The 24,427-nt window shown below is 71.7% G+C and carries 20 protein-coding genes; 8 read left to right on the top strand and 12 right to left on the bottom strand.

From position 1 onward, the window contains the following. Positions 1–146: 146 nt before the first annotated feature. Genes gcl through sucC form a run of 5 tightly spaced genes read right to left on the bottom strand, consistent with a single transcriptional unit; the run spans position 147 to position 5,503 of the window. A complete protein-coding gene (gene gcl, locus OUY22_RS16940; RefSeq protein ID WP_270155947.1) occupies positions 147–1,871 on the bottom strand; it encodes a glyoxylate carboligase in 1,725 nt (574 codons plus the stop codon). Beyond that, positions 1,868–2,728: a 2-hydroxy-3-oxopropionate reductase gene (locus OUY22_RS16935; protein ID WP_270155946.1), complete on the bottom strand. Its 861-nt coding sequence runs from the start codon at positions 2,726–2,728 to the stop codon at positions 1,868–1,870. The genes gcl and OUY22_RS16935 overlap by 4 nt, the downstream gene beginning before the upstream one ends. Beyond that, a complete protein-coding gene (locus OUY22_RS16930) occupies positions 2,725–3,489 on the bottom strand; it encodes a hydroxypyruvate isomerase family protein (RefSeq protein ID WP_270155945.1) in 765 nt (254 codons plus the stop codon). Before OUY22_RS16930 ends, OUY22_RS16935 begins: the two co-directional genes overlap by 4 nt. Continuing rightward, positions 3,486–4,373, bottom strand: a complete 888-nt coding sequence (sucD, locus tag OUY22_RS16925) for a succinate--CoA ligase subunit alpha (protein WP_270155944.1) — start codon at positions 4,371–4,373, stop codon at positions 3,486–3,488. Before sucD ends, OUY22_RS16930 begins: the two co-directional genes overlap by 4 nt. Beyond that, a complete protein-coding gene (gene sucC, locus OUY22_RS16920; RefSeq protein WP_270155943.1) occupies positions 4,373–5,503 on the bottom strand; it encodes an ADP-forming succinate--CoA ligase subunit beta in 1,131 nt (376 codons plus the stop codon). Before sucC ends, sucD begins: the two co-directional genes overlap by 1 nt. A gap of 89 nt (positions 5,504–5,592) precedes the next feature. Between sucC and OUY22_RS16915 the strand changes: the two genes are divergently transcribed. The 3 genes from OUY22_RS16915 (at position 5,593) to OUY22_RS16905 (ending at position 8,123) form a co-directional block, all read left to right on the top strand. Then, entirely contained in the window at positions 5,593–6,948 is a 1,356-nt protein-coding gene (locus OUY22_RS16915; protein WP_270155942.1) for an MFS transporter, read from the top strand. A 122-nt stretch (positions 6,949–7,070) separates the two neighbouring features. Then, positions 7,071–7,814, top strand: a complete 744-nt coding sequence (locus tag OUY22_RS16910; protein ID WP_270155941.1) for a GntR family transcriptional regulator — start codon at positions 7,071–7,073, stop codon at positions 7,812–7,814. A 132-nt stretch (positions 7,815–7,946) separates the two neighbouring features. After that, the gene (locus tag OUY22_RS16905) at positions 7,947–8,123 is read left to right on the top strand and encodes a hypothetical protein (RefSeq protein ID WP_270155940.1); all 177 of its coding nucleotides are present in this window, start codon (positions 7,947–7,949) and stop codon (positions 8,121–8,123) included. A 49-nt stretch (positions 8,124–8,172) separates the two neighbouring features. On the opposite strand, the gene OUY22_RS16900 is transcribed toward OUY22_RS16905, so the two are convergent. From OUY22_RS16900 to OUY22_RS16870, 7 genes are all read right to left on the bottom strand, one after another. Then, the gene (locus OUY22_RS16900; protein ID WP_270155939.1) at positions 8,173–9,186 is read right to left on the bottom strand and encodes a TerC family protein; all 1,014 of its coding nucleotides are present in this window, start codon (positions 9,184–9,186) and stop codon (positions 8,173–8,175) included. Further along, the gene (locus OUY22_RS16895; protein WP_270155938.1) at positions 9,183–9,671 is read right to left on the bottom strand and encodes a hypothetical protein; all 489 of its coding nucleotides are present in this window, start codon (positions 9,669–9,671) and stop codon (positions 9,183–9,185) included. The genes OUY22_RS16900 and OUY22_RS16895 overlap by 4 nt, the downstream gene beginning before the upstream one ends. Continuing rightward, positions 9,671–11,077, bottom strand: a complete 1,407-nt coding sequence (locus tag OUY22_RS16890; RefSeq protein ID WP_270155937.1) for an Nramp family divalent metal transporter — start codon at positions 11,075–11,077, stop codon at positions 9,671–9,673. The genes OUY22_RS16895 and OUY22_RS16890 overlap by 1 nt, the downstream gene beginning before the upstream one ends. Positions 11,078–11,236: 159 nt before the next feature. Next, complete coding sequence (locus OUY22_RS16885; protein ID WP_270155936.1) at positions 11,237–13,369, bottom strand: acetate--CoA ligase family protein; 2,133 nt, start codon at positions 13,367–13,369, stop codon at positions 11,237–11,239. After that, entirely contained in the window at positions 13,369–14,592 is a 1,224-nt protein-coding gene (frc, locus tag OUY22_RS16880) for a formyl-CoA transferase (protein WP_270155935.1), read from the bottom strand. Before frc ends, OUY22_RS16885 begins: the two co-directional genes overlap by 1 nt. A gap of 13 nt (positions 14,593–14,605) precedes the next feature. Beyond that, complete coding sequence (locus OUY22_RS16875) at positions 14,606–16,270, bottom strand: thiamine pyrophosphate-binding protein (protein WP_270155934.1); 1,665 nt, start codon at positions 16,268–16,270, stop codon at positions 14,606–14,608. A gap of 80 nt (positions 16,271–16,350) precedes the next feature. After that, positions 16,351–17,769 (bottom strand): molybdopterin molybdotransferase MoeA, encoded by a 1,419-nt coding sequence (locus tag OUY22_RS16870; protein WP_270155933.1) that lies wholly within the window; start codon positions 17,767–17,769, stop codon positions 16,351–16,353. Between the two features lie 74 nt (positions 17,770–17,843). Here OUY22_RS16870 and OUY22_RS16865 point away from each other — a divergent pair, with 74 nt between their 5' ends. From OUY22_RS16865 to fdhD, 5 genes are read left to right on the top strand one after another with little or no spacing between them, the layout of a single operon-like run. Beyond that, positions 17,844–18,821: a 2-dehydropantoate 2-reductase gene (locus OUY22_RS16865; RefSeq protein WP_270155932.1), complete on the top strand. Its 978-nt coding sequence runs from the start codon at positions 17,844–17,846 to the stop codon at positions 18,819–18,821. Positions 18,822–18,859: 38 nt separating this feature from the next. Further along, a complete protein-coding gene (locus OUY22_RS16860) occupies positions 18,860–20,761 on the top strand; it encodes a molybdopterin oxidoreductase family protein (RefSeq protein ID WP_270155931.1) in 1,902 nt (633 codons plus the stop codon). A gap of 3 nt (positions 20,762–20,764) precedes the next feature. Continuing rightward, on the top strand, positions 20,765–22,627 hold the full coding sequence (locus OUY22_RS16855; RefSeq protein ID WP_270155930.1) for an NAD(P)H-dependent oxidoreductase subunit E: 1,863 nt from the start codon (positions 20,765–20,767) through the stop codon (positions 22,625–22,627). Then, positions 22,627–23,466: a 2Fe-2S iron-sulfur cluster-binding protein gene (locus OUY22_RS16850; RefSeq protein ID WP_270155949.1), complete on the top strand. Its 840-nt coding sequence runs from the start codon at positions 22,627–22,629 to the stop codon at positions 23,464–23,466. The genes OUY22_RS16855 and OUY22_RS16850 overlap by 1 nt, the downstream gene beginning before the upstream one ends. After that, complete coding sequence (gene fdhD, locus OUY22_RS16845; protein ID WP_270155929.1) at positions 23,459–24,391, top strand: formate dehydrogenase accessory sulfurtransferase FdhD; 933 nt, start codon at positions 23,459–23,461, stop codon at positions 24,389–24,391. The genes OUY22_RS16850 and fdhD overlap by 8 nt, the downstream gene beginning before the upstream one ends. The last annotated feature ends 36 nt before the right edge of the window (positions 24,392–24,427 follow it).

Genomic DNA, 24,427 nt, shown 5'->3' with positions numbered 1-24,427 from the left:
CGGCGCGGGCCGCCCGTCGCGCTGCCAGAACCCGCCCCAGTGGTTGAGCACCCGGTCGTCGTGGAACGCCTCCGGCGCCGCCTGGCAGCACCTGCCGTACGCGTCCTGCCAGGCCGTGCCCGGTTTGACCTGCATGAGCCCTCCTTTCAGTCTGACCAGTCGACGGCGACGAGCTCGGGCAGCGGCTCGAACTCCTTGACGGCGTCCAGCGCCGGCCCCATGGCGGCGTTGGCCTCGCGCTCCACCATCACCTCCACCAGCACCGGAAGCCGGCGGCGGGCCGCCTCGGCGGACGCCCATGCCAGCGCGTCACGGAGGTCTCCGGGCAGTTCCACCCGGCGCGCCGGGCAGCCGAAGGCCTCCATGGCCTTGACATGGTCGATGCCGCCCTCTCCGTAGTGCAGGTCCACGGCGTAGTTCATGCCGTACGGGATCTCGGCCTGCCTGATGAGTCCCAGGTACTCGTTGTTGATCATGACGATCACGAACGGGATGTTGTACTGGGCGGCGACCGCGATCTCCTCCATGAGGAACTGGAAGGAGTAGTCGCCGACGACCGCCACCACCTCGCGCTCGGGATGCGCGGTCTTCACCCCGATCGCGGCCGGTATCTCCCACCCGAGCGGCCCGGCCTGCCCGCACACGAGGTAGCGGCGCGGCAGGTAGGTGGTCTGGAACTGGCCGGACCAGATCTGGTAGAGCCCGATCGCGGTGACGAACGTGGTGTCCCTGCCGAAGTGCTCGTTGATCTCGCGGAACACCCTGGGGGGTTTGATCGGCACGTCGTCGAAGTCGTCCCTGCGGCCCAGGCTCCGGCGCAGCTCTCCGACCCGGCGCACCCACTTGCCCGGCCGGCGCGGGGCGGCGTGCCGGGCGCGCGCCTCGGCCAGGAGCTCGGTCAGCACCGGCCGGGCGTGCCCGACGATCCCCAGGTCGGGCTCGAAGACCCGGCCCAGCTGCATGGGCTCGATGTCCACGTGGATGAAGCGGCGGCTGCCCCGGTAGACGTCCAGGTCGCCGGTGTGCCGGTCGCCGAACCGGGCGCCGACGGCCAGCACCAGGTCGCTGTCGAGGAACGCGGCGTTGCCCCACCGGGTCTGGGTCTGGATGCCGGCCATGCCGGCGAAGAGCGGGTGGTCCTCGGGGAAGGCGCCCTTGCCCATGAGCGTCACCTGCACCGGCACCTGGAGGTGCTCGGCCAGGCGGCGCAGTTCCTCGTGGGCGTCCGCGATGATCACGCCGCCGCCGGCCAGGATCAGCGGTCGTCTGGCGGCGGCCAGCAGGTCGAGCGCCCTGCGCACCGCCTGCGGCAGCGGCCCGGGCACCTCGACGGGCAGCGGCGCGTCGACCGCGGGATCGTACCGGCAGGTGCCGCGCTGCACGTCCAGCGGCAGGTCGATGAGCACCGGGCCGGGCCGGCCCGAGCGGGCGACCCGGAACGCCTCGCGGAACAGCCACGGCGCCTGCGCCGGCTCCTTGAGCCGCACCGCCCACTTGGTGACCGGTCTGGCGATCTCCACGATGTCGACCGCCTGGAACGCCTCCTGGTGCAACCTGCCGCTGACCGCCTGGCCGGTGACGCAGATCATCGGGATCGAGTCGGCCATCGCCGTGTAGAGCCCGGTGATCATGTTCGTGCCGGCGGGTCCCGAGGTGCCGACGCACACGCCCACGTTCCCGGTCACCCGGGCCCAGCCGTCGGCCGCGTGCGTGCCGCCCTCCTCGTGGCGGACCGTGATGTGCCGGATCGAGCTGTGCCGGAGCGCCGCGTACAGCGGCAGGATGGCGGCGCCCGGGATGCCGAAGACGGTGTCCACGCCCTCCGACTCCAGCACCTTGACCACGGCTTCCATGCACGGGACTCCAGTCATGTGTTGAGCCTTTCGACGACCTTGAGCAGGGCGGAGTGGTCGAGCGAGCCGTGGCCCTGGGCGCGGGCGGCCGCCACGAGCTGGGCGACCTGGGCGGTCAGCGGCAGCGCGACGCCGGCCTCGCGGGCGGCGGCGACGGCGATGCCCATGTCCTTGTGGTGCAGGTCGATGCGGAAGCCTGGGGCGAACTCCCGCCTGATCATGGAGTGCCGTTTCAGGTCGAGGATCCGGGAGCCGGCCAGACCGCCCGCGAGCACGTCCAGACCGGCCACCGGGTCCACCCCCGACCTCTCCAGGAGCACGATGGCCTCGGCCACCAGGCCGTACACGCCGCCCACGACGAGCTGGTTGGCTGCCTTGACGGTCTGGCCCGCGCCGGCCGGGCCGACGTGCACGATCGTGGTGCCGAGCGCGCCGAGCACCGGCCGGGCCGCCTCGAAGTCCTCGGCCGCGCCGCCGACCATGATGGACAGGGTGCCGTCGACGGCGCCGCGCTCGCCGCCGCTCACCGGGGCGTCGAGGGCGCGGACGCCCTTGGCGGCGGCCTCGCGGGCGACCCTGCGGGAGGTCTCCGGCTTGATCGTGCTCATGTCCAGGTAGATCAGGCCGGCCGCGCCGTGCGCCAGGATGACCGGGGCGACCTCCTCCACCTGCGGCGAGTCGGGCAGCATGGTGATCACCAGGTCCGCGTCGGCGACGGCCTCGGCCACGCCGGCCGCGCCCTTGCCGCCCCGGCTCTCCAGCTCGGCGACCCGCCGCGCGCTGAGGTCGTAGCCGACGACGTCGTGCCCGGCCTTGACCAGGTTGGCGGCCATCGGGCTGCCCATGATCCCGAGGCCGATGAAAGCAATGGTCACTGCCGCCTCCAAGCGAACGCGCCCGGCCCCTGGTGCCGGTACTCCAGCCCGACGTGCCCCCGGTAGCCCGCCGCCGCCAGCCGGGCGAAGATCTCCGGGTACGGCATGCTCCCGCTGCCCGGTCGCCCGCGGCCGGGGTCGTCGGCGATCTGCACGTGACCGAACCGGCCGGCGTGCGCGTCGATGAGCGCGAGCACGTCCTCGCCCATCACGTGCAGGTGGTAGAGGTCGGCCAGGAAGGCCACGTTCTCCCGGTCCACCTCGTCGATCAGGTCGAAGGCGGCGGCGGACGAGGTGATCGGGTAGTGCGGGTTCTCCCGGGAGTTGAGCGCCTCGACGACCACGGTGGCGCCGGCGCCGGCCGCCGCGTCGGCCGCCGCGCGCAGGTTCGCCACGGCCAGGGCCCGGTCGGTGCCGGGGTCGTTGCCGTACAGGGCGTTGAGCGTGCCGCAGCCCAGCTCCGCCGCGAAGGCGACGGCGACGCCGACGTTGGCCAGGAACCGCGCCGAGTCGCCCGGCCTGGCGAGCAGCCCGCGGTCGCCCGCGGCCATGTCGCCGGCGTCGAAGTTGAGCCCCACGAGGCGCACGCCCGCGTCCTCGACGGCCCGGCGCAGCGTGTCCAGCTCGGCGCGGGACGGCTCGGCCGTGCCGAACGGCCACCACAGCTCCACCGCGTCGAACCCGGCCTTGGCCGCGGCGGCGGGCCGCTCCAGCAGCGGCAGGTCGGTGAAGAGGATGGACAGGTTGACGTCGAACCTCATGCCGGCACCCGCCCGAGCGCCGAGCGCAGCAGCCGGGCCGTCTCGGACGGGGTCCGGCCCACCCGGACGCCGACGGCCTCCAGCGCCTCCTTCTTGGCCTGGGCGGTGCCGGACGAGCCGGACACGATCGCGCCCGCGTGCCCCATGGTCTTGCCCTCGGGCGCGGTGTACCCGGCGACGTAGGCGACGACCGGCTTGGTGACGTGCCCGGCGACGTAGGCGGCGGCCCGCTCCTCGGCGTCGCCGCCGATCTCGCCGATCATCACGATCGCGTCGGTGCCGGGGTCCTGCTGGAACGCCTGGAGGCAGTCGATGTGCGTGGTGCCCACCACCGGGTCGCCGCCGATCCCGACCGCGGTGGAGAAGCCGAGGTCGCGCAGCTCGTACATGAGCTGGTACGTGAGCGTGCCGGACTTGGAGACCAGGCCGACGCGCCCGGCGGCGGTGATGTCGGCGGGGATGATCCCGGCGGACGACTGGCCGGGGCTGATCAGGCCGGGGCAGTTCGGGCCGATGAGGCGGGTGCCGGAGCGGGCCGCCAGCGCGCGGAACCGGACGGTGTCGTGGACCGGCACGCCCTCGGTGATCACCACGCAGAGCGGCACCCGCGCGCCGGCGGCCTCCTCGACCGCGCCGCGGGTGAAGCGCGGCGGCACGAACACCACCGACACGTCCGCCCCGGTTTGCGCGACGGCCTCGGCCACCGAGCCGAACACCGGCACCGAGCGCTCGCCGAAGTCGACCGTGCGGCCGCCCTTGCCGGGCGTCACCCCGGCCACGACGTCGGTGCCGGCGGCCAGCATCCGGGCCGTGTGCCGGCCGCCCTCCGCGCCGGTCATGCCCTGCACGAGCACCCGGCTGTCCTTGGTCAGGAAGATCGCCATCACGCACCTGCCGCGAGTCTGGCCGCCGTCTCGGCGGCGCCGTCCATGGTGGGGACCTGCCGGACCGCCGGGTGGCCGGCCAGGCTCAGGATGCGCCGCCCGGCCTCGGCGTTGTTGCCGTCCAGCCGGACGACGATCGGCCGCGCGTGGCCGCGCTCGCCGAGCAGTTCCAGGGCCGTCACGATGCCGTTGGCCACCGCGTCGCAGGCGGTGATGCCGCCGAAGACGTTCACCAGCACCGAGCGCACGTCCGGGTCGGCCAGGATGATCTCCAGCCCGTCGGCCATCACCTGCGCCGAGGCGCCGCCGCCGATGTCCAGGAAGTTGGCCGGGGCCGCGCCCGCGCCCGCCACCACGTCCAGCGTGCTCATCACCAGGCCGGCTCCGTTGCCGATGACGCCGACCTTCCCGTCGAGCTTGACGTAGTTGAGGCCCTTGGCCCTGGCCCGGTCCTCCAAGCCGTCGCCGGGCTCCGCGTACTCCCAGGAGTGGCGCCAGGCGGCGTTGTCGTCGAGCGTCACCTTGCCGTCGAGCGCCACGATCCGCTGGTCGGTGGTGCAGATCAACGGGTTCACCTCGACCAGGACCGCGTCCTCCTCGATCATCACCTTCCACAGCCGTTCCAGCACCTCGGCGGCGGCGTCCGGCAGGCCCGCCTCGACCGCCAGCCGCCGGGCCGTCTCCTGGTCCACGCCGGTCTCAGGGTCGATCGGTACGCGCACGATGGCGTCGGGGTCGGTGGCCGCCAGCTCCTCGATCTCCATGCCGCCCTGGCCGGACACCATGGCGAGGAACCCGCCCTCCGCCCGGTCCACCAGGAAGGCCGCGTAGTACTCCTCGAAGGGGACCGTGGCGGCCTCCACGAGCACGCGGCGCGCGGTGTGCCCCTTGATGTCCATGCCGATCACGTGGGCGGCCTCGTCCTCGGCGGCGGCCGGACCCGGGGCGACCCTGATGCCGCCCGCCTTGCCGCGTCCGCCGGTCTTCACCTGGGCCTTGATGACGACAGGCGCGTCCAGCTCGGCGGCGATCGCGCGGGCTTCGCCGGGGGTGGCCGCGACCCTGCCCGCCGGAACCGGGATCCCGTGGCGGCCGAAGAGCTCCTTCGCCTGGTACTCGTACAGGTCCATTCGAGCCTCCTTTGTAGACGGTATACCGTATGGAATATCCCTCGTCCAGGCTCTCGACAGTTCTCGGTGTACCGGATATTCCATACGGTATGGAGAATGCAACAACTGTCAGAGACTGGCGCGGGCGCTCCTACCTCGTGGGACCGGTCCCCGCCGACCGCACCCGGATGTTCCGGCTCGCGCTGGCGGCCATGGCCGCGATCGGCCCCCTGCAGTACGGCTTCGCGGCCCTGATGTCCACCGACGTCAACGGCCTCATCCTGCTGGCCGTCTGCGTCGTCTTCCAGGCGGCGGGCGCGCTGCCCGCGCTGCACCTGGTCCGCCGGGGCCGCCTGCCGGTCCGCGCCGCGCTGGGCGCCGGGGCCGCGCTGACGGCGCTCGGCCTGCTGACGGTCGCCGTGGCCGGCACGGGCGACCTCCCCCTCGTCCTGGCCGGGTACGCGGTGCTCGGCGGGCTCGGGGCCGGGGCCGTGTACGGGATCTGCAGCGAGGTCGTCTCCTCCTGGTATCCCGACCGGCCCGCCGCCCGGGTGAGCATGGTGACGGGCGCCTTCGGGTACGGGTCCGCGCCGCTGCTGGTGTGGGCCGGGCTCGCGCCCGCCATGACGCCGGCCGTCTTCGCGGTGGCGGCGGCGCTGGCCGCGGTGGCGATCGGGGCCGCGGCCCGCTCCCTGCGGCCGGCCCCTGAGGGATGGTGGCCGGACACCGTCGAACCGCGCGCCCACGCGCTGGCGGCGGCCAGGCTGCGCAGGACGCCCGGCGCGGTGCGGCAGTTCGGGCTCGCCCAGGCGCTGCGCACGAGGGCGCTGCCGGCCCTGGCGGTGATCCTGGCCTGCGCGGGCGCGGTGTCGGTGTTCGACGTGGTGGTCGTGGCGAGCACCGGAGCGTGGGGCGCGCTCGCCCTCATGGTGGCGCTCAACGGCGGCGGGCGGGCGGTGGCGATGCGGCTGTCCGAGGTCTTCGGCCGCCGACTGGTGCTGGCCTCGGTGCTCGGACTCCTCGCGGCGGGCCAGGTCCTCCTGGCGGGCGCCATGAGCCCGGCCGAGACGGCCGGCGTCGCGGGCACGCTCTCAGCCGGGGCCGCGGACGTGACAGCGGGAGCGGAGGCCGGGGCGGCGCTGGAGGCCGCGGCCCGGCTGGAGGCCGCGGCGGGGAGCCCGTTGCTCTGGCTCGGCGCGGTCGCCGCCGGACTGGGCGGCGGCGCGTTCTACCCGCTGGTCGCGAGCCTGGTACGGGAGTTCTTCGGCGAGCGGCAGACCTCCGAGATCCACGCGGTGGTTTACAGCGCCAAAGCCGTGGCAGGAGTGATGGGCGTGGCCATGGCCGCGTACGCGCTCACCGCGCCCGCGACGGCGCTGTTGCTCGCGGCGGGGCTCGCCGCGCTGCCCGCGCCGGCGTCGACGCGGTTGCGCACTCCCGGCCTGCCCGCCACGATCCCCGCGTGACGGGCCGGACGGTTTCCCCTGTGACCTCGGTCTCTGTGATGAGACTCACGATCCACTGACCATCACGGACAGTATGCTGTAGGCAGTCGACCAAAACCATTCGCAGCTCTGGAGTCAAAGTCATGTTGCTGTCGGATCAGGCCGGTCGGGCGGCGGCCCCCAAGATCCCCCGCCCAGCCACGCTTCGGGAGAGCGTGATCGAGGCCATCCAGGAGCTCATCGTCTCCGGCCAGCTCAAGCCCGGTCAGCACCTGGTCGAGAGCGAGCTGGCCGAGCTGCTCGGCGTGTCGCGGCAGCCTGTCCGTGAGGCGCTGCAGCAGCTCAGCGGCGAGGGCTGGGTCGACCTGCACCCCGGCCAGGGCGCGTTCGTGCACGTCCCCACCGTGGAGGAGGCCGACCAGTTGCTCGCGGTCCGCGCGCTGCTGGAGACCGAGTCCGCCAGGCTCGCCGCGCAGCACGCCGACGAGGAAGGGGTGCGCCGGCTGCGCGTCCTGTGCGAGCGGGGCATCGCGGCGGTCCGGTCCGACGACGTCGACGCCGCGGTGGCCACCAACTCCGAGCTGCACGCCCTGGTCACCGGGCTGTCGGGCAACAAGGTGCTGTCCGAGCTGGCCAGCCAGGTGGCCCGCAGGGTGCGGTGGTACCACACCCCCGTGGCCCGCCAGCGCGGCATGGCCTCCTGGGAGGAGCACACCGCTCTGATCGACGCCATCGAGCGCGGTGACCAGGACCGCGCCGCCCAGATCATGCGCGAGCACACCGAGCACACCCGGGCCTCCTACATGGAGCGCCGCGAGAACGAGCCGGTGGAGCCCGCCCCCAAGCCGGTCCGGCGCCGCAGGCCACGGACGCCGGCTGCCGGTTGACCCGGCGTTCACACCGGAACGCCTATCCCGTAACGCCTCGGGCAGAGACTGGGAACGAAGGGTTCGTCCCAGGTCCTCGGCAGAGGTGCGGGACGACCATGGCCCGGAACCAGTGGAGAGGAGGTGACGACGATGAAGAAGAGACTTGCCCGCTTCCTTCGCGGGGAACCTCTCGGTCAGCCCGCCGACGGCCGGCTGATCGGGATCGGTCTGGCCGCCGCACTCAGGAAGCAGCGCTCCGCCGACGACGCGGAGCGGTTCCTGACCCGGTGGGCCGAGCAGCGCCACATGCACAAGAGCGCGCGCTGACGCCTGAGGTGCCGCGCACAGGGGTGGCGCCCCCCGCGCGCGGCGCGCCTCAGCGCTCCGAGTCCGAACTGACCGGATCGGACGACACCGAGTCCTCATCCGACGCCCCGGCCGCCTTTCCGGCCTTCGCGTCACGTGCCGACTTCATGAGACTCAGCACCGTGGTCACCGTGAGGGTCCCGATGATCACTCCCAGGGAGACCAGGATCGGGATCTCCGGGGCCCAGGACACGCCGTCGTGGTGCGCGGCCTCCAGGATCAGCTTCACCCCGATGAAGGCCAGCACCACCGACAGGCCCTTGCTCAGGTAGACCAGCCGGTCGAGCAGGCCGCCGATCAGGAAGAACAGCTGCCGCAGCCCCATGAGGGCGAAGGCGTTGGCGGTGAACACGAGGTAGGGCTCCTTGGTGAGCCCGAAGATGGCCGGGATCGAGTCGAGCGCGAACAGCAGGTCGGTGGTGCCGATGGCGACCATGACGATCAGCATCGGCGTTACCAGCCTGCGTCCCAGGTGCACGGTGAGCCGGGCGCCGTAGTAGGTGTCCGTGGTGGGCAGCACCCGGCGGACCATGCGCAGAGCGGCGTTCTCGCCGATGTCCGCCTGCTCCTCCTCGTGCCGGATCAGCTTCCACGCGGTGTAGACGAGGAAGGCCCCGAAGACGTAGAACAGCCAGTCGAACCTGGCCACGGCCTCGGCGCCGGCGGCGATGAAGGCGCCGCGCATGAGCAGGGCCAGGACGATCCCGATGAGCAGCACCTTCTGCCGGTACTGCCGGGGCACCTGGAACCTGGCCATGATCAGGATGAAGACGAACAGGTTGTCGACGCTGAGCGAGTATTCGGTGATCCATCCCGCGAAGAACTCGCCGCCGTACTGCGCCCCCGAGAAGAAGAGCAGCCCGCAGCCGAAGGCCACGGCCAGAGCGACGTAGAACGACACCCAGCCGACGCACTCCCGGAAGGAGGGCTCGCGGGGGTTCCTGGCGACGAGATAGAAGTCCAGCGCCAGGATGACGGCGAAGCCGCCCACCGTGGCGAGCCAGACCCAGGCGGGCAGGTTCATCGGCGGGTTCCCTTTCTGGTCTGCAGGACCTGGGCATGTCGGACGTACAGGCCGAACAGCGCCTGGGCGCGGAGGTTGTCCGCGCGGCGGCGCATCAGCCAGGGCGGCATGACCCGTTCGTGCAGGAACACGAAGCCGATCGCGAAGCCGAGGCTCACCATCGCCTGGAAGAGGAGGAAGGTGAGCACGCCGTCGTCCGCCCCGTTCCCGGCGACGCTCTCTTGGAGCAGCCGGGACAGCGGGAACGCGACCATCCAGTAGAGCCCGGTGGGGGCGAACGTGCCAGGCCGGAACACGCCGCGTCCGAGCAGCAGCCCGTACAGCCCGCCGAAGAAGGCGAGCGGTACGGACAGCGCGAGCGCGGACTGGGCGGCCAGGCCGGCGGGTGCCCCCGCGATGAGGGTCAGCCCGCCGGCCAGCGCACCGGCGACGGCTCCGATCGTCGCCCCGGGCAGGGCGAGTTCGAGGTCGTCCCTGGAGATCATCAGCCCACGACCACCCCGAAGGCGAACAGGCTGTAGAGCAGCATGCCCAGGTAGAACACCGCACCCAGGCCGATGATCATGTTGGTCCACCACTTCGGCCTGATCGGCTTGGGCAGCATACGGTTGTTGACCAGCAGCAGCGTCACACAGTACGCGCCCATCGCGAACGTCGACAGGAACGCCAGCGTGTCCAGGATCCCCTCAGGCCCGTCGGCCGGGCCGAAGAGCAGGATCAGGATACCGAAGATGATCACGCCCCACAGGAACCCCGCGTACAGGTGCGACATGCGCAGCTTCTTCGCGCCGGGCACGAAGTTGTACGTCATGTCGGCCTGGCCGCGCGAGAACGAGTCGAACAGGCCCAGCGTGGCGTTGAGCCCGATCAGCGCGATGAACCCGAGGAAGACGCCGCCGAGCACCGAGCTGCCCGCCGAGGAGACGGCCTCGGACATGGCGCCCAGCGCCACGTCCCGGTCGTCGCCCCGCAGGGCGGTCTGCACCTCGGGGTTCAACCGCGCCGCCGACTGGGCGATCACCGTGAAGGAGATCGTGACCAGCATGGTGATGCCCCAGAAGAGCGCCAGCGCGTCGAACGTGACCCAGCGCCGCCAGCCCTTCCACTTGGCCATCTCCGCGGGGTCGTCGGTGTCGAACATGAAGCCCCGCGAGGGCATGGCCTCTTCCTCGCCCGCGTGCCGCAGCCCGCGGACCTTGGGGATGTGCGCGCCCATGCCGGCGCCGGAGTCGCGCAGGTGCAGCGTGTACCACATCTGCTGCATGCCCGACGGGCCGGCGAAGGCGCAGGCGCCCACGATGACCGGGAACCACGCCGCTGTCATGGCCTCCTCCGGAAGATAGCCGAAGGCGAACATGCCGGTGATAGTGGTGACCACGTCGTTCCACGAGCCCACCATCGCGGCGACCACGGAGGTGCCGATCACGAGCGTGCCGATGAGTAACGAGAGGACGTTCTCCAGCACGTTGTAGATCACCTTGGCCAGGCTGAAGATCACCCCGACCAGGATGAGCCCGGTGACGGCCGTGACCGTCCAGGGAATCCCGGTTATCTGCTCGAACGCCGCCGCGCCCGCCGACAGGTGGCCCGGCCAGATGTAGACGAGGATGGCGACGACGAAGAAGAACCACATGATGGGCTTGAACACCCGGGCCGCGCCGGAGAAGATGCTCTCCCCCGTGGCCATGGCGTACCGCGCCATCTCCAGCATCACCACGGCCTGCAGCGTGACGCCGATCAGGAACAGCCATCTGATCTCCGGCCCGAACAACAGCACGAGCCTGGGCCACATGTAGGACTCGCCCATCCCGACGCCCAGGGCGACGAGGAAGACGGTGGGCCCCAGGATGTGCACCGAGGGAGGCGCATCGGGGAGTTTCCTGATGGGCATCGGCTCAAGCCGGCCCGCTTTCCATACTCGTGCGTCCTCATCCGGCGGCGCAGACGTCGCCGGTGTCTTGGATGTGTCCACCTACGGACCTCCTGGGGGGTTGGTTGTTCTCCTGCGCTGCCCCGATCAGCCCCCTCGCCCGGCTGCTGGGTTCGGCTCTTAACCCAGCAACCCGGCCGCTCTCGCCCAGCGGTACTTGGCACCGAGGACCGCGACGGGCTTCTCCGTGGTGTAGGGGTACGCCACCACGCCGTGCTCGAACAGGTACTCGGACGCCTCCTCGACCTCCGTGTCCCCGGCGAGCGAGGCCACCACGGGCTTGACGTTGCCCTTCTCCCGCTCCTCCGCCACGACGCGGGCGACCAGCTCCGCGAAGACCATCGGCGGCGTCACGATCGTGTGCCAGTAGCCCAGCACCAGCGCGTGGATCCGGTCGTCGGAAAGCCCGAGCCGGACCGTGTTCTGGTACGTCGACGGCGGCTCGCCGCCGGTGATGTCCACCGGGTTCCCGGCCGCGCCGAAGGGCGGGATGAACGCGCGGAACGCCTGGTCCAGGTCCGGCGGGATGTCCATCAGCGTCAGCCCGGCGTCCACGCAGGCGTCGGAGAGGAGCACGCCCGAGCCGCCCGCCCCGGTGATGATGACGACGTTCTCGCCCTTGGGCGCCGGCAGGATCGGCAGCGCCCGCGCGTACTCCAGCATGTCGTTGAGCCCGGGAGCGCGGACCACGCCGGCCTGACGCAGGATGTCGTCGTACACCTTGTCGTCGCCCGCCAGCGCCCCGGTGTGGGAGCCGGCGGCCCGCGCGCCCATCGCGGTGCGCCCGGCCTTGAGCACGATGACCGGCTTCTCCCTGACGACCCGGCGGGCCGCGTCGACGAAGCCGCGGCCGTCCTTGAGGTCCTCCAGGTGCATGGCGACGGCCTTGGTGTTGTCGTCCTGCTCGAAGAACGTCAGCAGGTCGTCCTCGTCCACGTCGGCCTTGTTGCCGACGCCGACGATCGCCGACACGCCCATCTTGGTGGTCCGGCTGAAGCCCAGGATGGCCATGCCGATGCCGCCGCTCTGCGAGGTCAGCGCCACGCTGCCCTTGACGTCGTACGGGGTGCAGAACGTCGCGCAGAGGTTCTCCGGCGTGTAGTAGTAGCCGTAGATGTTGGGGCCGAGCATCCGCACGCCGTGCCGCCGGGCGATCTCCACGATCTCCTTCTGGCCCTCGACGTTGCCGGTCTCGGCGAAGCCCGACGGGATCATGATGGCGCCGGCCACGCCCTTGCTCCCGGCGTCCTCCAGCGCCGACGGCACGAACTTGGCGGGGATGGCGAACACGGCCACGTCCACGTCGTGCGGCACGTCGGCGATGCTCCGGTACGCGGGCAGCCCCATGATCTCGGGGGCCTTGGGGTTGATCGGGAAGATCTGCCCCGCGTAGCCGCCGTTGATGAGGTTGCGCATGACCGAGTTGCCGATCTTGCCGTCCTCGGCGGAGGCGCCGATCACGGCCACCGAGCGGGGCTTGAAGATCCGCGTCATCTGCCGCAGGATCTCCTCCCTCGGCAGGCGGTTCACCTCCTGGGGCGGCTCGCCGATGAGGATGCGCACGTCCGCGGCGACGGCTCCGCGCGCGTCGGCGAAGACCGGGTTGAGGTCGACCTCGGAGATCTCGGGGAAGTCCGTGACGAGCCTGCTCACGCGTTCGATCAACTCCGCGAGCGCCCTGCGGTCGGCCGGCTCGGCGCCGCGCGCCCCACGCAGCACCTCGGCCGCTTTGATGTCGTCCAGCATCCCCAGGGCCTCATCACCCGAAACCGGGGCAAGTCTGAACGTGACGTCCTTGAGCACCTCGACCAGGACGCCGCCCAGACCGAACGCGACGACCTTGCCGAAGGTGGGGTCGGTGACCGCGCCCACGATGACCTCGTGCCCGCCGCCGACGAGCCGCTGCACCTGGACGCCGTCGATGCGGGCGTCGGGGTCGTACGCCTGCGCGTTGGCCAGGATCCGGTCGAAGCCGTCGCGCACCTCCTCGGCCGTCTTCAGCCCGACCAGCACGCCCCCGGCGTCGGTCTTGTGCAGGATGTCCGGTGAGACGATCTTCAGGACGACGGGGAAGCCGATCTCGGCCGCCAGCTCCTCGGCCTGTCCTGCCGACGTGGCCAGCCCCTCCCCCGGGGTGGCGATCCCGTACGCCTGGCAGATGCCGCGTCCCTCGGGGGCGGTCAGTGCCGTGCGCCCTTCGGCCAGCGCCTTGTCGAGCACGTCCCTGACCGCGCCGCGCGCCCCTTGCTCCACTAGATGACTCCGTTCGTCTTCAGCTCGGCCAGCTCGTCGGCGCTCACGCCCAGCTCGCCGTAGATCTCCTGGTTGTGCTCGCCGAGCAGGGGCGACGTCCTGACCTCCACCGGGGAGTCGGACAGCTGCAGCGGGCTGCCGACGGTGAAGAACTCGCCGCGCTCCGGGTGGTCGACCGCGACGACCATGCCCTCCTCGCGCAGCGACTCGTCCTCGACCAGTTCCTTGGTGGACAGGATCGGCCCGCACGGCACGTTGGCCGCGTTCAGCTTGTCGAGGACCGTCCACTTGTCATGCCTGATCGTCCACTCCTCGATGAGCTGGAACATCTTGTCCAGCTTGGACAGCCGCGCCTCGGGGGTGGCCCACTCGGGGTCGTCGGCCAGCTCGGCGCGGCCGATGATCTCCGAGATCGGCTTCCAGCCGACCGGCTGGACGATCACGTAGATGTAGTCGTTCGGCCCGCCGGGGGCGCAGCGCACCGCCCAGCCGGGCTGGCCGCCGCCGCTGGCGTTGCCGGAGCGCGGCACCTCGTCGTTGAAGGTCTTGTTCGGGTACTCGCGCAGCGGGCCGTGTGCCAGCCGCTGCTGGTCGCGGAGCTTGACCCGGCACAGGTTCAGCACCGCGTGCTGCATGGCCACCTGCACCCGCTGGCCCCGGTCGGTGGTCTGGCGCTGGTAGAGAGCGGCCAGGATGCCGGCGACCGCGTGGATGCCGGTGCCGGAGTCGCCGATCTGCGCCCCGGTGGCCAGCGGCGGGCCGTCCTCGAAGCCGGTGGTGGACATCGAGCCGCCCATCGCCTGGGCGATCACCTCGTACGCCTTGAACGCGCGGTAGCGGCCGGGGCCGAAGCCCTTGATGGAGGCGTAGACGAGGCGTGGGTTGAGCTCCTGGAGCCGCTCCCAGGTGAAGCCCATGCGGTCGACGGCGCCGGGGCCGAAGTTCTCCACCAGGACGTCGGCCGACTTCACCAGCTCGGTGAAGATCTCCTTGCCGCGCTCGGACTTCATGTTGAGCGTGATGCTGCGCTTGTTGCAGTTCAGCATCGTGAAGTAGAGGCTGTCGACGCCGGGCACGTCACGCAGCTGCTGACGGGTGATGTCGCCGGTCGTGGACTCCAGCTTGACCACGTCGGCGCCCAGCCAGGCGAGCAGCTGGGTGGCGGACGGGCCCGACTGGACATGGGTCATGTCGAGGACGCGGACACCTTCGAGTGCCTTCATGTTCAGGACCTGCCTACTTGTACATGGTCTGGTTCATGGTTCCCGGGGCGTACACGTCGGGGTCGACCCAGACGTTGATGAGCGAGGGCTTGCCCGACCGGCGGGCCCGCTCCAGCGCGGGACGGATCTCGGCCGGGTCGCGGACCTCCTCGCCGTGGCCGCCGAGCAGCTTGGCGAACTCGCCGTAGCGCACGTCGCCGAGCGTGTTGCCGATCCTGGCGCGGTCCTCGCCGTACTTGGCGGCCTGGCCGTACCTGATCTGGTTCATCGACGAGTTGTTGCCGATCACGCCGATGAACGGCAGGTCGAAGCGGACCATGGTCTCGAAGTCCCAGCCGGTGAGGCTGAAGGCCCCGTCGCCGAAGAGGCAGAGCACCTCCTTGTCCGGCCGGGCCTTCTTGGCGGCCATCGCGAACGCCATGCCGACGCCGAGCGTGCCGAGCGGGCCCGGGTCCATCCAGTGGCCGGGCGACTTGGGCTGCACGACCTGGCCGGAGAAGGTGACGATGTCGCCGCCGTCGCCGATGTAGATGGTGTCCTCGGTGAGGAACTCGTTGATCTCGTGGACCAGCCGGTAGGGGTCGATGGGCTGGGCGCCGGAGAGCTGGCGGGGGAGCCGCTTCTCGTACGCCTGCGTCTCGACCGCGCGCAGCTCCTCGATCCACTCCTTGCGGCGGGCCGCGCCGTTCTCCACCCGCCCGCTGGCCGCCTGGGCCGTGGCCGACAGGATGAGGCCGGGGTCGCCGACGATGCCGAGGTCGATGTCGCGGTTCTTGCCGACGGTGCGGTAGTCGAGGTCGATCTGGACCACCTTGGCCGTGGGCGACAGGCGCTTGCCGTACCCCATCCGGAAGTCGAACGGGGTGCCGACGATGATGATCAGGTCGGCCTCGGTGAAGGCGTAGCGGCGGCTGAGCTGGAAGTGCATCGGGTCGCCGGGGGGCAGCGTGCCGCGCGCGGAGCCGTTCATGTAGGCCGGGATGTTGAGCGCGCGGACGAAGTCGATGGCCGAGTCGGTGGCCCGGCAGGTCCAGACCTGGCTGCCGAGCAGGATGGCCGGCTTCTCGGCGTGCGCGAGCAGGTCGGCCAGGCGCTCGATCGACTCGGGGTCGCCGGCCTGGCGGGTGGAGGCCCGGTAGTTCGCCGGGATCCGCGCCTTGTCGAGCGGCACCTTGGCGTCCAGCACGTCGCGCGGGATTTCCAGGAACGACGGGCCAGGCGCGCCGTGGTAGCACTCGCGGAAGGCCATCGACACCAGGTCGGCCACCCGCTCCGTGGTGGGCACCGTGGCGGCGAACTTGGTGATCGGGGTCATCATGTCGACGTGCGGCAGGTCCTGCAGCGAGCCCATCTTGTGCTGGCTGAGCGCGCCCTGGCCGCCGATCAGCAACATCGGGCTCTCGGCCCTGAAGGCGTTGGCCACGCCGGTCACCGCGTCGGTGGTGCCCGGACCCGCGGTCACGACCGCGCAACCGGGCTTGCCGGTGATCCGGGCGTAACCGTCCGCGGCGTGCGCGGCCACCTGCTCGTGTCGTACGTCGATGACCTCGATGCCCTCATCGACACAACCGTCGTAGATGTCGATGATGTGGCCGCCGCAGAGTGTGTAGATCACTTCCACGCCTTCGGCCTTGAGCGCCTTGGCTACCAGATGACCGCCAGAGATCGTTTCCGACATCGTGCACCTTTCCCGGCGACTGTCTATCGCATACTGCATACCGTATGAAGGCAATGGTTACCCTCTCTCCGACGAGCTGTCTAGCCCCCCGTCGGCAACTCGATCAGCTCGACCTGCTCCCCCGACCACCCCGGCGGCACCACCGCCAGGGCCTCGGCCAGCGCCGCGCCCCACAACGACCCCGGCCTGTCGTGCCCGGCGGGAATCGCGCCCCGGCCCGACCTGAGCACGGGGACGAGCCGGGTGTCACGCTCGTGTGCCCGCACCGGCCCCGCCAGCGCGCTGCTCTCCCGCCGTGACCCGGCCCCGCCGAACCCGCGCAGTACGGGCACGAGCAGCGTCATGGCGGCGGCCAGCGCCGCGAACGGGTTGCCCGGCAGGCCGACGACCAGCGTGCCGCCGGGCAGGCGGGCGAGCAGCTGCGGATGCCCCGGCCGCACCGCCACCCCGTCCACCAGCACCTCGGCCCCCAGCTCGCCCAGCACCCCGCGCAGATGATCGGCCGGCCCCCGCGACGACGCCCCGCACACCACCACCACCTCCACCCCGCCTCCCTCCGGCGTCCGAAGATCTTGACGGCTCTCTTCGTGAGGGAGTCGCGGCTCTTCACGGGGCGGAGCCCCCTCCCGGGGTGAGCTCATCGCGGGTGGGGGGTTCTTTTCGGGGTGGGACGGTGGGGCCAGCGCCGACAGGGCCGCGTGGAGGGCTGCCGCGCCGTCGGGAAGGCGGGCGTGGGAGGCGAGCCGGCCGCCTGCCCAGGCGACCAGCCCCGGCAGGAACGGCCCGATGGCGTCACGTACCCGGCCCGGACCCGGCAGGCCGTGGTCCACCACCTCGTCGCCGGTCACCAGCACCGCCACGGACGGCATCGGCCGCACGGTGAGCACGTCGTGCCCCAGAGCGGCGGCCAGCCCCACCACGACCGGCGTGACCACGGCCCCCGCCCCCAGCACGACGGCGCCCTCGGCGATGTCCTCGCCCCGCCGCCGGATGTGCCGCCCTGCCTCGATCTCCCCCTCCACCTGGTCCAGCCCACCCGAAGCCGAGGCTCCCGCCCGTCCCAGCCCTTCCGAAGCCGGGGGTCCTGTCCGTTCCGAGTCGCTCGGGGCCGGGACGCCCGCCCGTCCCAGGCCGCCGGAGGTCCGGGAGGCTTGCTCGTACGGGAGGACCGACTCGGCTCCCGGCGGCACCGGGGCGCCTGTCGCGATCTCCACGGCCTCCCCCGCCCGCAGCGCGGCCTCGTACGGGACGCCGCCCGCCAGGACGCGGCCCACCACCTGCCAGGGCGGCGCCCCCGCCACCGCGTAGCCGTCCATCGCCGCCACGTCGGCCCCCGGCACCGCCACCAGGGCGCGCAGCGGCGCCGCGAGGCGGCAGCCGAGCGCCTCGGAAAGGGGCAGACCGGCGGGAGGCAACGGCCGGGCCGATCGGCCCGCGAGGTCGCGGGCGGCCGGCCAGGAGAGCGCGCGCACGGCGGACTCAGGTCGGACAACGGTCATCGGCGTGCTCCTTGACCCAAATTTTTCCATACTGTATACCGAATGCAAATCCGACGCGAGAACGGAGCGAAAGCATGAAGGTCGCTGTTCTTGGCGCCGGCGCCATCGGCGCGTATGTGGGGGCCGCCCTCCACAGGGCGGGAGTCGAGGTTCACCTCATCGCCAGAGGTCCGCACCTCGAAGCCATACGCAAGTCCGGTGTGATGGTGCTCAGCCCCCGGGGCGATTTCGTCGCCCACCCCCATGCCACCGACGACCCGGCTCAGGTCGGCCCGGTGGACCACGTCTTCCTGGGCCTCAAGGCGAACCACTACGCCGCCGCGGGCCCCATGATCAAGCCACTGCTGCACGAGGCCACGAGCGTCATCGCCGCGCAGAACGGCATCCCGTGGTGGTACTTCCACAGGCTCAAGGGCCCCTACGAGGGCTACCGCATCGAGAGCGTCGACCCGGGCGGGGCGGTCACCGCCGCGCTCCCCCTGCACCGGGCGGTCGGATGTGTCGTGTACGCCGCCACCGAGATCGAGCGGCCCGGAGTCATCCGTCACTATGAGGGCACCCGATTCTCCATCGGGGAGCCGAGCGGCGAGCGCACCACGCGGTGTGCGGGGTTCAGCGAGGCCATGGTGGCGGGCGGGCTGAAATGCCCGGTGGAGACCGACCTGCGCCGGGACGTGTGGATCAAGCTCATGGGCAACATCGCCTTCAACCCCATCAGCGCCCTGGCCCGCGCCACGATGGCCGGGATCTGCCGGCACGACGGCACGCGGGAGCTGGTCAGGTCGATGATGGCCGAGACGGTGGAGGTGGCCCGGCGGGTGGGCTGCGACCCCGGGATCTCCATCGAGCGCCGCCTGCGCGGGGCCGAGAAGGCCGGCGAGCACAAGACCTCGACCCTCCAGGACCTGGAGAAGGGCAAGCCGCTGGAGCTCGACGTGCTGCTCGCGGCGGTCGTCGAACTGGCCGATCTCACGGGCGCGGACGTGCCCACGCTGCGAGCCATCCACGCGGTGAGCGACCTGCTCAACGAGAACCTTGTCCGCGCGGGCTAGGCGCACATACCGTAGTCTGTATACAGAATGGAGGGATCATGAGCTATGACCGCCTGACCCATCCACTGGTGCGCGAGAACGGCGTGCTGCGCAGGGCGACCTGGGAGGAGGCGCTCGACCGCGCCGCCGAGGGTTTCCGGCGCAACGTCGCCGAGCACGGCCCCGACAGCTTCGCGATGCTGTCGTGCGCCCGTTCCACGAACGAGATGAACTACGTGGGCCAGAAGTTCGCCCGCGTGGTCATGGGCACCAACAATGTGGACTCCTGCAACCGCACCTGCCACGCGCCCAGCGTGGCGGGGCTCTCCGCGGTGTTCGGCAGTGGCGGCGGCACCTCCTCCTACCAGGAGGTCGAGGACACCGACGTGATCGTGATGTGGGGATCGGCGGCCCGGAACGCGCATCCGATCTTCTTTCAGCACGTCTTGAAGGGCATCCACAACGGCGCCAGGATGTTCGCCGTCGACCCGCGGCGCACCGGCACCGCGCAGTGGGCGGACCTGTGGCTGGGCCTGAACGTGGGCACCGACATCCCGCTGGCCCACGCCGTCGCCCGCGAGATCATCCACGCCGGGCTGCACAACGAGGCGTTCATCGAGCGCGCCACGACCGGCTTCGAGGAGTTCCGCGAGTCGGTCGAGCCGTGGACGCTCGGCGTGGCCGAGCAGGTCACCGGCGTGCCCGCCGACGCGATCAGGGAGCTGGCGCACGCCTACGCCCGCGCCGACCGCGCCCAGCTGTGCTGGACCCTCGGCATCACCGAGCACCACAACGCCACCGACAACGTCCGCGCGTTGATCAACCTCAGCCTGCTGACCGGCCACGTCGGCCGCTACGGCTCGGGCCTGTCACCGCTGCGCGGCCAGAACAACGTGCAGGGCGGCGGCGACATGGGCGCCATCCCCAACCGGCTCCCCGGCTTCCAGGACATCCTGGACCCGGGCATCCGGACCGCCTTCGAGCAGGCGTGGGGGGCGCCGATCCAGCCGCGCTACGGCTACAACCTCACCCAGATGCTGGAGGCGATGGGCGAGGGCCACGTCACCACCTGCTACCTCATCGGCGAGAACCCGGTCCAGTCCGAGGCCGACTCGCTGGCCTGCGTCAAGCGCCTGTCCATGCTCGACCACCTCGTCGTGCAGGACATCTTCCTCACCAAGACGGCCCAGATGGCCGACGTGGTGCTGCCCGCCAGCGCCGCCTGGTGCGAGGCCGACGGCACGTTCACCAACAGCGAGCGCCGGGTGCAGCGGGTGCGCAAGGCGCTCGACCCGCCGGGCGAGGCCCGCGACGACATCGAGATCCTCTGCGAGCTGGCCCGCCGGCTGGGCCACGACTGGCACTACGACGGCGCCGAGCAGGTCTGGGACGAGCTGCGCTCGGTCTCGCCCGTGCACCGCGGCATGACCTACCCGCGCCTGGACGAGCACCAGGGCATCCAGTGGCCGTGCTTCACGGAGGACACGCTGGAACCGCCGTACCTGCACGCCCGGCTGTGGGAGACCGACCCGGTCAAGCGCGGCGAGCCGGCGCCGTTCGCGCTGCTGCGCCACTCGCCGCCCGTGGACCTGCTGGACGAGGAGTACCCGCTCCGGCTGACGACGGGACGCCGGCTCGACTCGTACAACACCGGCGTGCAGTCGTCCGGCTTCGCCTCGCCGCTGCGGCGCGGGGAGACGATCGAGCTGTGCCCGGAGGACGCCGAGCGGCTCGGCGTCGTGGCCGGCGAGGAGGTGCGGATCAGCTCGCGCCGCGGCTCGGTCATCGCGCCCGTCTACATCGACCCCGCCCTGCGGCCGGGGCTGGTGTTCATGACGTTCCACTTCCCCGACGAGGTGGACACCAACGCGCTGACCATCGAGGCCACCTGTCCCATCGCCGGCACCGCCGAGTTCAAGGCGGCGGCCGTCCGCGTCGAGAAGCTCGTCAAGGTCGGGTGAGAGATGGATCTGCGATTCCGCGACGCGGAGCCGACGGCCGAGGAGCGCGAGGCGGTCGACGCGCTGCTCGGTCCCCCCGCCACCGCCTGGGAGGGCGGCCGGCGGACCGAGACCGACCTGCGGGTCGCGGCCCGCCCCGAGAGCGCCCGCGACCTGCTGCTGCCGGCCCTGCACGCGGTCAACGACCGGGTCGGGTGGATCAGCGAGGGGGCGCTCGACTACATCTGCCGCCGTCTCACCGTGCCGCCCGCCGAGGCGTACGGGGTGGCGACCTTCTACGCGCTGCTCTCGGTGAAACCGCGGCCGCCCCGGGTGCTGCACGTCTGCACCGACCTCGCCTGCCAGGCCAAGGGCGCGGACGCGGTACGGCGCCGCGTCGAGGAGCGGCTCGGCCCGCCCGGCCAGTCCTGGCAGCCGAGCCCCTGCCTCGGCCTGTGCGAGCGCGCCCCCGCGGCCCTCGCCCTGGAGGCGGGCTCCCCGCCGACGGCGGACGTGTACGGCCCGGTCCTGCCGGAACAGGTCACCGACGGTCTCTGGACGGACCTGCCTGCCACGGCCGGTCCCTCTTCCAACGGGGCCGCCGGGGGCTCGCGCGGCGAGGATCCCCGGGCCGGGGACACCGGGGAGCCTCCCGCCGAGGCCGCCGTGCCCCAGGCCGGGCAGGACGGCCTCGTCCTGCTGCGCCGGATCGGCGTGGCGGACCCGGCCAGCCTGGACGGCTACCGGGCCGACGGCGGCTACGCCGCGCTGCGCCGGGCCTTCCGGCTCGGCCCCGCCGGAGTGATCCGCGAGGTGCTGGAGTCGGGCCTGGTCGGCCGGGGCGGCGCGGCCTTCCCGACGGGCCGCAAGTGGGACGCCACCGCACGCCAGCCCGACCACCCGCACTACCTGGTGTGCAACGCCGACGAGAGCGAACCGGGCACCTTCAAGGATCGCGTGATCATGGAGGGCGACCCGTACGCGCTCGTCGAGGCCATGACGATCGCCGCCTACGCCACCGGCTGCGCCAAGGGCTACCTCTACATCCGGGGCGAGTACCCGAGGGCGATCAGGAGGCTGGAGCACGCGATCGCCACCGCCAGGGCCAGAGGGCTGCTCGGCACCGGGATCCTCGGCCACGCCTTCGACTTCGACATCGAGCTGAGAAGAGGCGCGGGAGCGTACATCTGCGGCGAGGAGACCGCCATCTTCAACTCCATCGAGGGCTTCCGCGGCGAGCCGCGCAGCAAGCCGCCGTTCCCGGTGGAGAAGGGCCTGTTCGGCAAGCCCACAGTGGTCAACAACGTGGAGACGCTGGTCAACGTGCTGCCGATCCTGGAGCACGGGGCTCAGGCGTACGCGGCGATCGGCACCGAGGCGTCGACCGGCACCAAGCTGTTCTGCGTGTCCGGCAACGTCGCCAGGCCGGGCATCTACGAGCTGCCGTTCGGCGCGACGCTCCGCGACCTGATGGACCTGGCGAACCCGGTGGGCGAGCCGCGGGCGGTGCTCCTCGGCGGCGCGGCCGGGGCCTTCGTGACCGACCTCGACATCCCGCTGACGTTCGAGGGCACCAGGCAGGCGGGCGCCACGCTGGGCTCCGGAGTGGTGCTCGTGCTGGACGACAGCGTGGACCTCAAGGCGATGCTGCTGCGCATCGCCGAGTTCTTCCGCGACGAGTCGTGCGGGCAGTGCGTGCCCTGCCGGGTCGGCACCGTACGGCAGGAGGAGGCGCTGCACCGCCTGTCCGAGCGGGTGGACGAACGGGACCTGCTGCTGCTGCGCGAGGTCGGGCAGACCATGCGGGACGCCTCGATCTGCGGGCTCGGCCAGACGGCCTGGAACGCCGTGGAATCAGCCATCGACCGCTTGGGGGTGTACAGGTGATCCCGCTGCAGCCGCCGCGGCGGCTCGTCGACGTCGAGGTCGACGGCGAGAGCGTACGGGTGCCGGAAGGCTCGACGATCCTGGACGCCTGCACGGCGGCGGGCAAGGACGTGCCGACCCTCTGCTACGGCGACACCCTCACCCCGAAGAACGCCTGCCGGGTGTGCGTGGTGGAGGTCGAGGGCTCGCGGACACTGGCCCCTGCCTGCTCCAGGAAGGTGGAGCCGGGCATGACGGTCGGCACCGACACCGAGCGCGCCCGCCACAGCCGCAAGGTCGTGCTGGAGCTGCTCGGCTCGTCGGTGGACCTGTCGACGACCCCCAGGGCGGCGGAGTGGATCGAGGAGTACGGCGCAGAACCGGGCCGGTTCGGCGCCGACGCCGCCACGGTCGAGCAGCCCGCCAAGGTGGACAACGAGCTGTACGTCCGCGACTACGCCAAGTGCATCCTGTGCTACAAGTGCGTGGACGCCTGCGGCGACCAGTGGCAGAACACCTTCGCCATCGGCGTGGCCGGCCGGGGTTTCGACGCGACGATCTCCACCGAGTTCGACGCGCCGCTCACCGACTCTGCCTGCGTCTACTGCGGCAACTGCGTGGAGGTGTGCCCCACCGGGGCGCTGTCGTTCAAGACCGAGTTCGACATGCGGGCGGCGGGCACGTGGGACGAGTCGCGCCAGACCGAGACCACGACGATCTGCAGCTACTGCGGGGTGGGCTGCAACCTGACCCTGCACGTGCAGGACAACAAGATCGTGAAGGTGACGTCACCGCACGACAACCCGGTCACGCACGGGAACCTCTGCGTCAAGGGCCGGTTCGGGTTCGGCTATGTCTAAGGTCTCCGTCAAGCGCCGCATCCTGCGCATCAGGGACCAGGCCCCGACGCGCAGGATCGACTCGCTCGCGGCGGAGGAGCCGCTGGAGATCCGCCTCGACGGCACGCCGCTGACCGTCACCATGCGGACCCCCGGCGACGACTTCGACCTGGCCGCCGGCTTCCTCGTCAGCGAGGGCGCCGTCGGCTCGGCCGATGACATCGCCACGATCCGCTACTGCGCGGGCGCGAGCCGGAGCGGAGGAGCTCTCGGGGAGAGAGCGACCGAGGAGCCGACGAGCCCCGAAGCGGCCGCGACCATGAGCGCAGCGGGGCAGAACACCTACAACGTCCTGGACGTGCGGCTCGCGCCGGGCGTCCAGGCGCCGGCCCCGCGCAACTTCTACACCACCTCCTCCTGCGGGGTCTGCGGCAAGGCCTCGCTGGAGGCGGTGCGCACCGTCGCCCGCTGGGCGGCGCACGACGACCCCGTCGAGCTCCGCCAGGCGACCGTGGCGGCCCTGCCCGGCAGGCTGCGCGCGGCCCAGCGGGTCTTCGACCGGACCGGCGGGCTGCACGCCGCCGGTCTGTTCACCGCGGAGGGCGAGCCGCTCTGCGTCCGCGAGGACGTCGGCCGGCACAACGCGGTGGACAAGCTCCTCGGCTGGGCGCTCAGGAACGGGCGGCTGCCGCTGCGCGGCGCCGTCCTGATGGTGTCCGGCCGGGCGTCCTTCGAGCTGGTGCAGAAGGCGGTGATGGGGGGCGTTCCAGTGCTCGCCGCGGTCTCCGCCCCGTCCTCCCTGGCGGTCGAGCTGGCCGCCGAGGAGGGCTTGACCCTCATCGGGTTCCTGCGGGGTGACTCGATGAACGTCTATACGGGCGAGCAGCGGCTGAACCTCACCTCGGGGGCCGGCTACGGCTCAGCCGGCGTACCTCCGCCGGGGTGACGGCGGGATGCCGTGCGGAAGGCCTGGCCCCCAGCC

The sequence above is a fragment of the Nonomuraea corallina genome (assembly GCF_027620315.1).
Taxonomy (GTDB): domain Bacteria; phylum Actinomycetota; class Actinomycetes; order Streptosporangiales; family Streptosporangiaceae; genus Nonomuraea; species Nonomuraea corallina.
This window is presented reverse-complemented; position numbering and strand designations above follow the sequence as displayed.

What these genes read in the sequence shown, in the direction of transcription:
- gcl (WP_270155947.1), bottom strand. Translation starts at nt 1,871, where the DNA reads ATGACTGGAGTCCCGTGCATGGAAGCCGTGGTCAAGGTGCTGGAGTCG.
- OUY22_RS16930 (WP_270155945.1), bottom strand. Translation starts at nt 3,489, where the DNA reads ATGAGGTTCGACGTCAACCTGTCCATCCTCTTCACCGACCTGCCGCTG.
- sucD (WP_270155944.1), bottom strand. Translation starts at nt 4,373, where the DNA reads ATGGCGATCTTCCTGACCAAGGACAGCCGGGTGCTCGTGCAGGGCATG.
- sucC (WP_270155943.1), bottom strand. Translation starts at nt 5,503, where the DNA reads ATGGACCTGTACGAGTACCAGGCGAAGGAGCTCTTCGGCCGCCACGGG.
- OUY22_RS16915 (WP_270155942.1), top strand. Translation starts at nt 5,593, where the DNA reads ATGGAGAATGCAACAACTGTCAGAGACTGGCGCGGGCGCTCCTACCTC.
- OUY22_RS16910 (WP_270155941.1), top strand. Translation starts at nt 7,071, where the DNA reads ATGTTGCTGTCGGATCAGGCCGGTCGGGCGGCGGCCCCCAAGATCCCC.
- OUY22_RS16905 (WP_270155940.1), top strand. Translation starts at nt 7,947, where the DNA reads ATGAAGAAGAGACTTGCCCGCTTCCTTCGCGGGGAACCTCTCGGTCAG.
- OUY22_RS16900 (WP_270155939.1), bottom strand. Translation starts at nt 9,186, where the DNA reads ATGAACCTGCCCGCCTGGGTCTGGCTCGCCACGGTGGGCGGCTTCGCC.
- OUY22_RS16895 (WP_270155938.1), bottom strand. Translation starts at nt 9,671, where the DNA reads ATGATCTCCAGGGACGACCTCGAACTCGCCCTGCCCGGGGCGACGATC.
- OUY22_RS16890 (WP_270155937.1), bottom strand. Translation starts at nt 11,077, where the DNA reads ATGCCCATCAGGAAACTCCCCGATGCGCCTCCCTCGGTGCACATCCTG.
- frc (WP_270155935.1), bottom strand. Translation starts at nt 14,592, where the DNA reads ATGAAGGCACTCGAAGGTGTCCGCGTCCTCGACATGACCCATGTCCAG.
- OUY22_RS16875 (WP_270155934.1), bottom strand. Translation starts at nt 16,270, where the DNA reads ATGTCGGAAACGATCTCTGGCGGTCATCTGGTAGCCAAGGCGCTCAAG.
- OUY22_RS16870 (WP_270155933.1), bottom strand. Translation starts at nt 17,769, where the DNA reads ATGACCGTTGTCCGACCTGAGTCCGCCGTGCGCGCGCTCTCCTGGCCG.
- OUY22_RS16865 (WP_270155932.1), top strand. Translation starts at nt 17,844, where the DNA reads ATGAAGGTCGCTGTTCTTGGCGCCGGCGCCATCGGCGCGTATGTGGGG.
- OUY22_RS16860 (WP_270155931.1), top strand. Translation starts at nt 18,860, where the DNA reads ATGAGCTATGACCGCCTGACCCATCCACTGGTGCGCGAGAACGGCGTG.
- OUY22_RS16855 (WP_270155930.1), top strand. Translation starts at nt 20,765, where the DNA reads ATGGATCTGCGATTCCGCGACGCGGAGCCGACGGCCGAGGAGCGCGAG.
- fdhD (WP_270155929.1), top strand. Translation starts at nt 23,459, where the DNA reads ATGTCTAAGGTCTCCGTCAAGCGCCGCATCCTGCGCATCAGGGACCAG.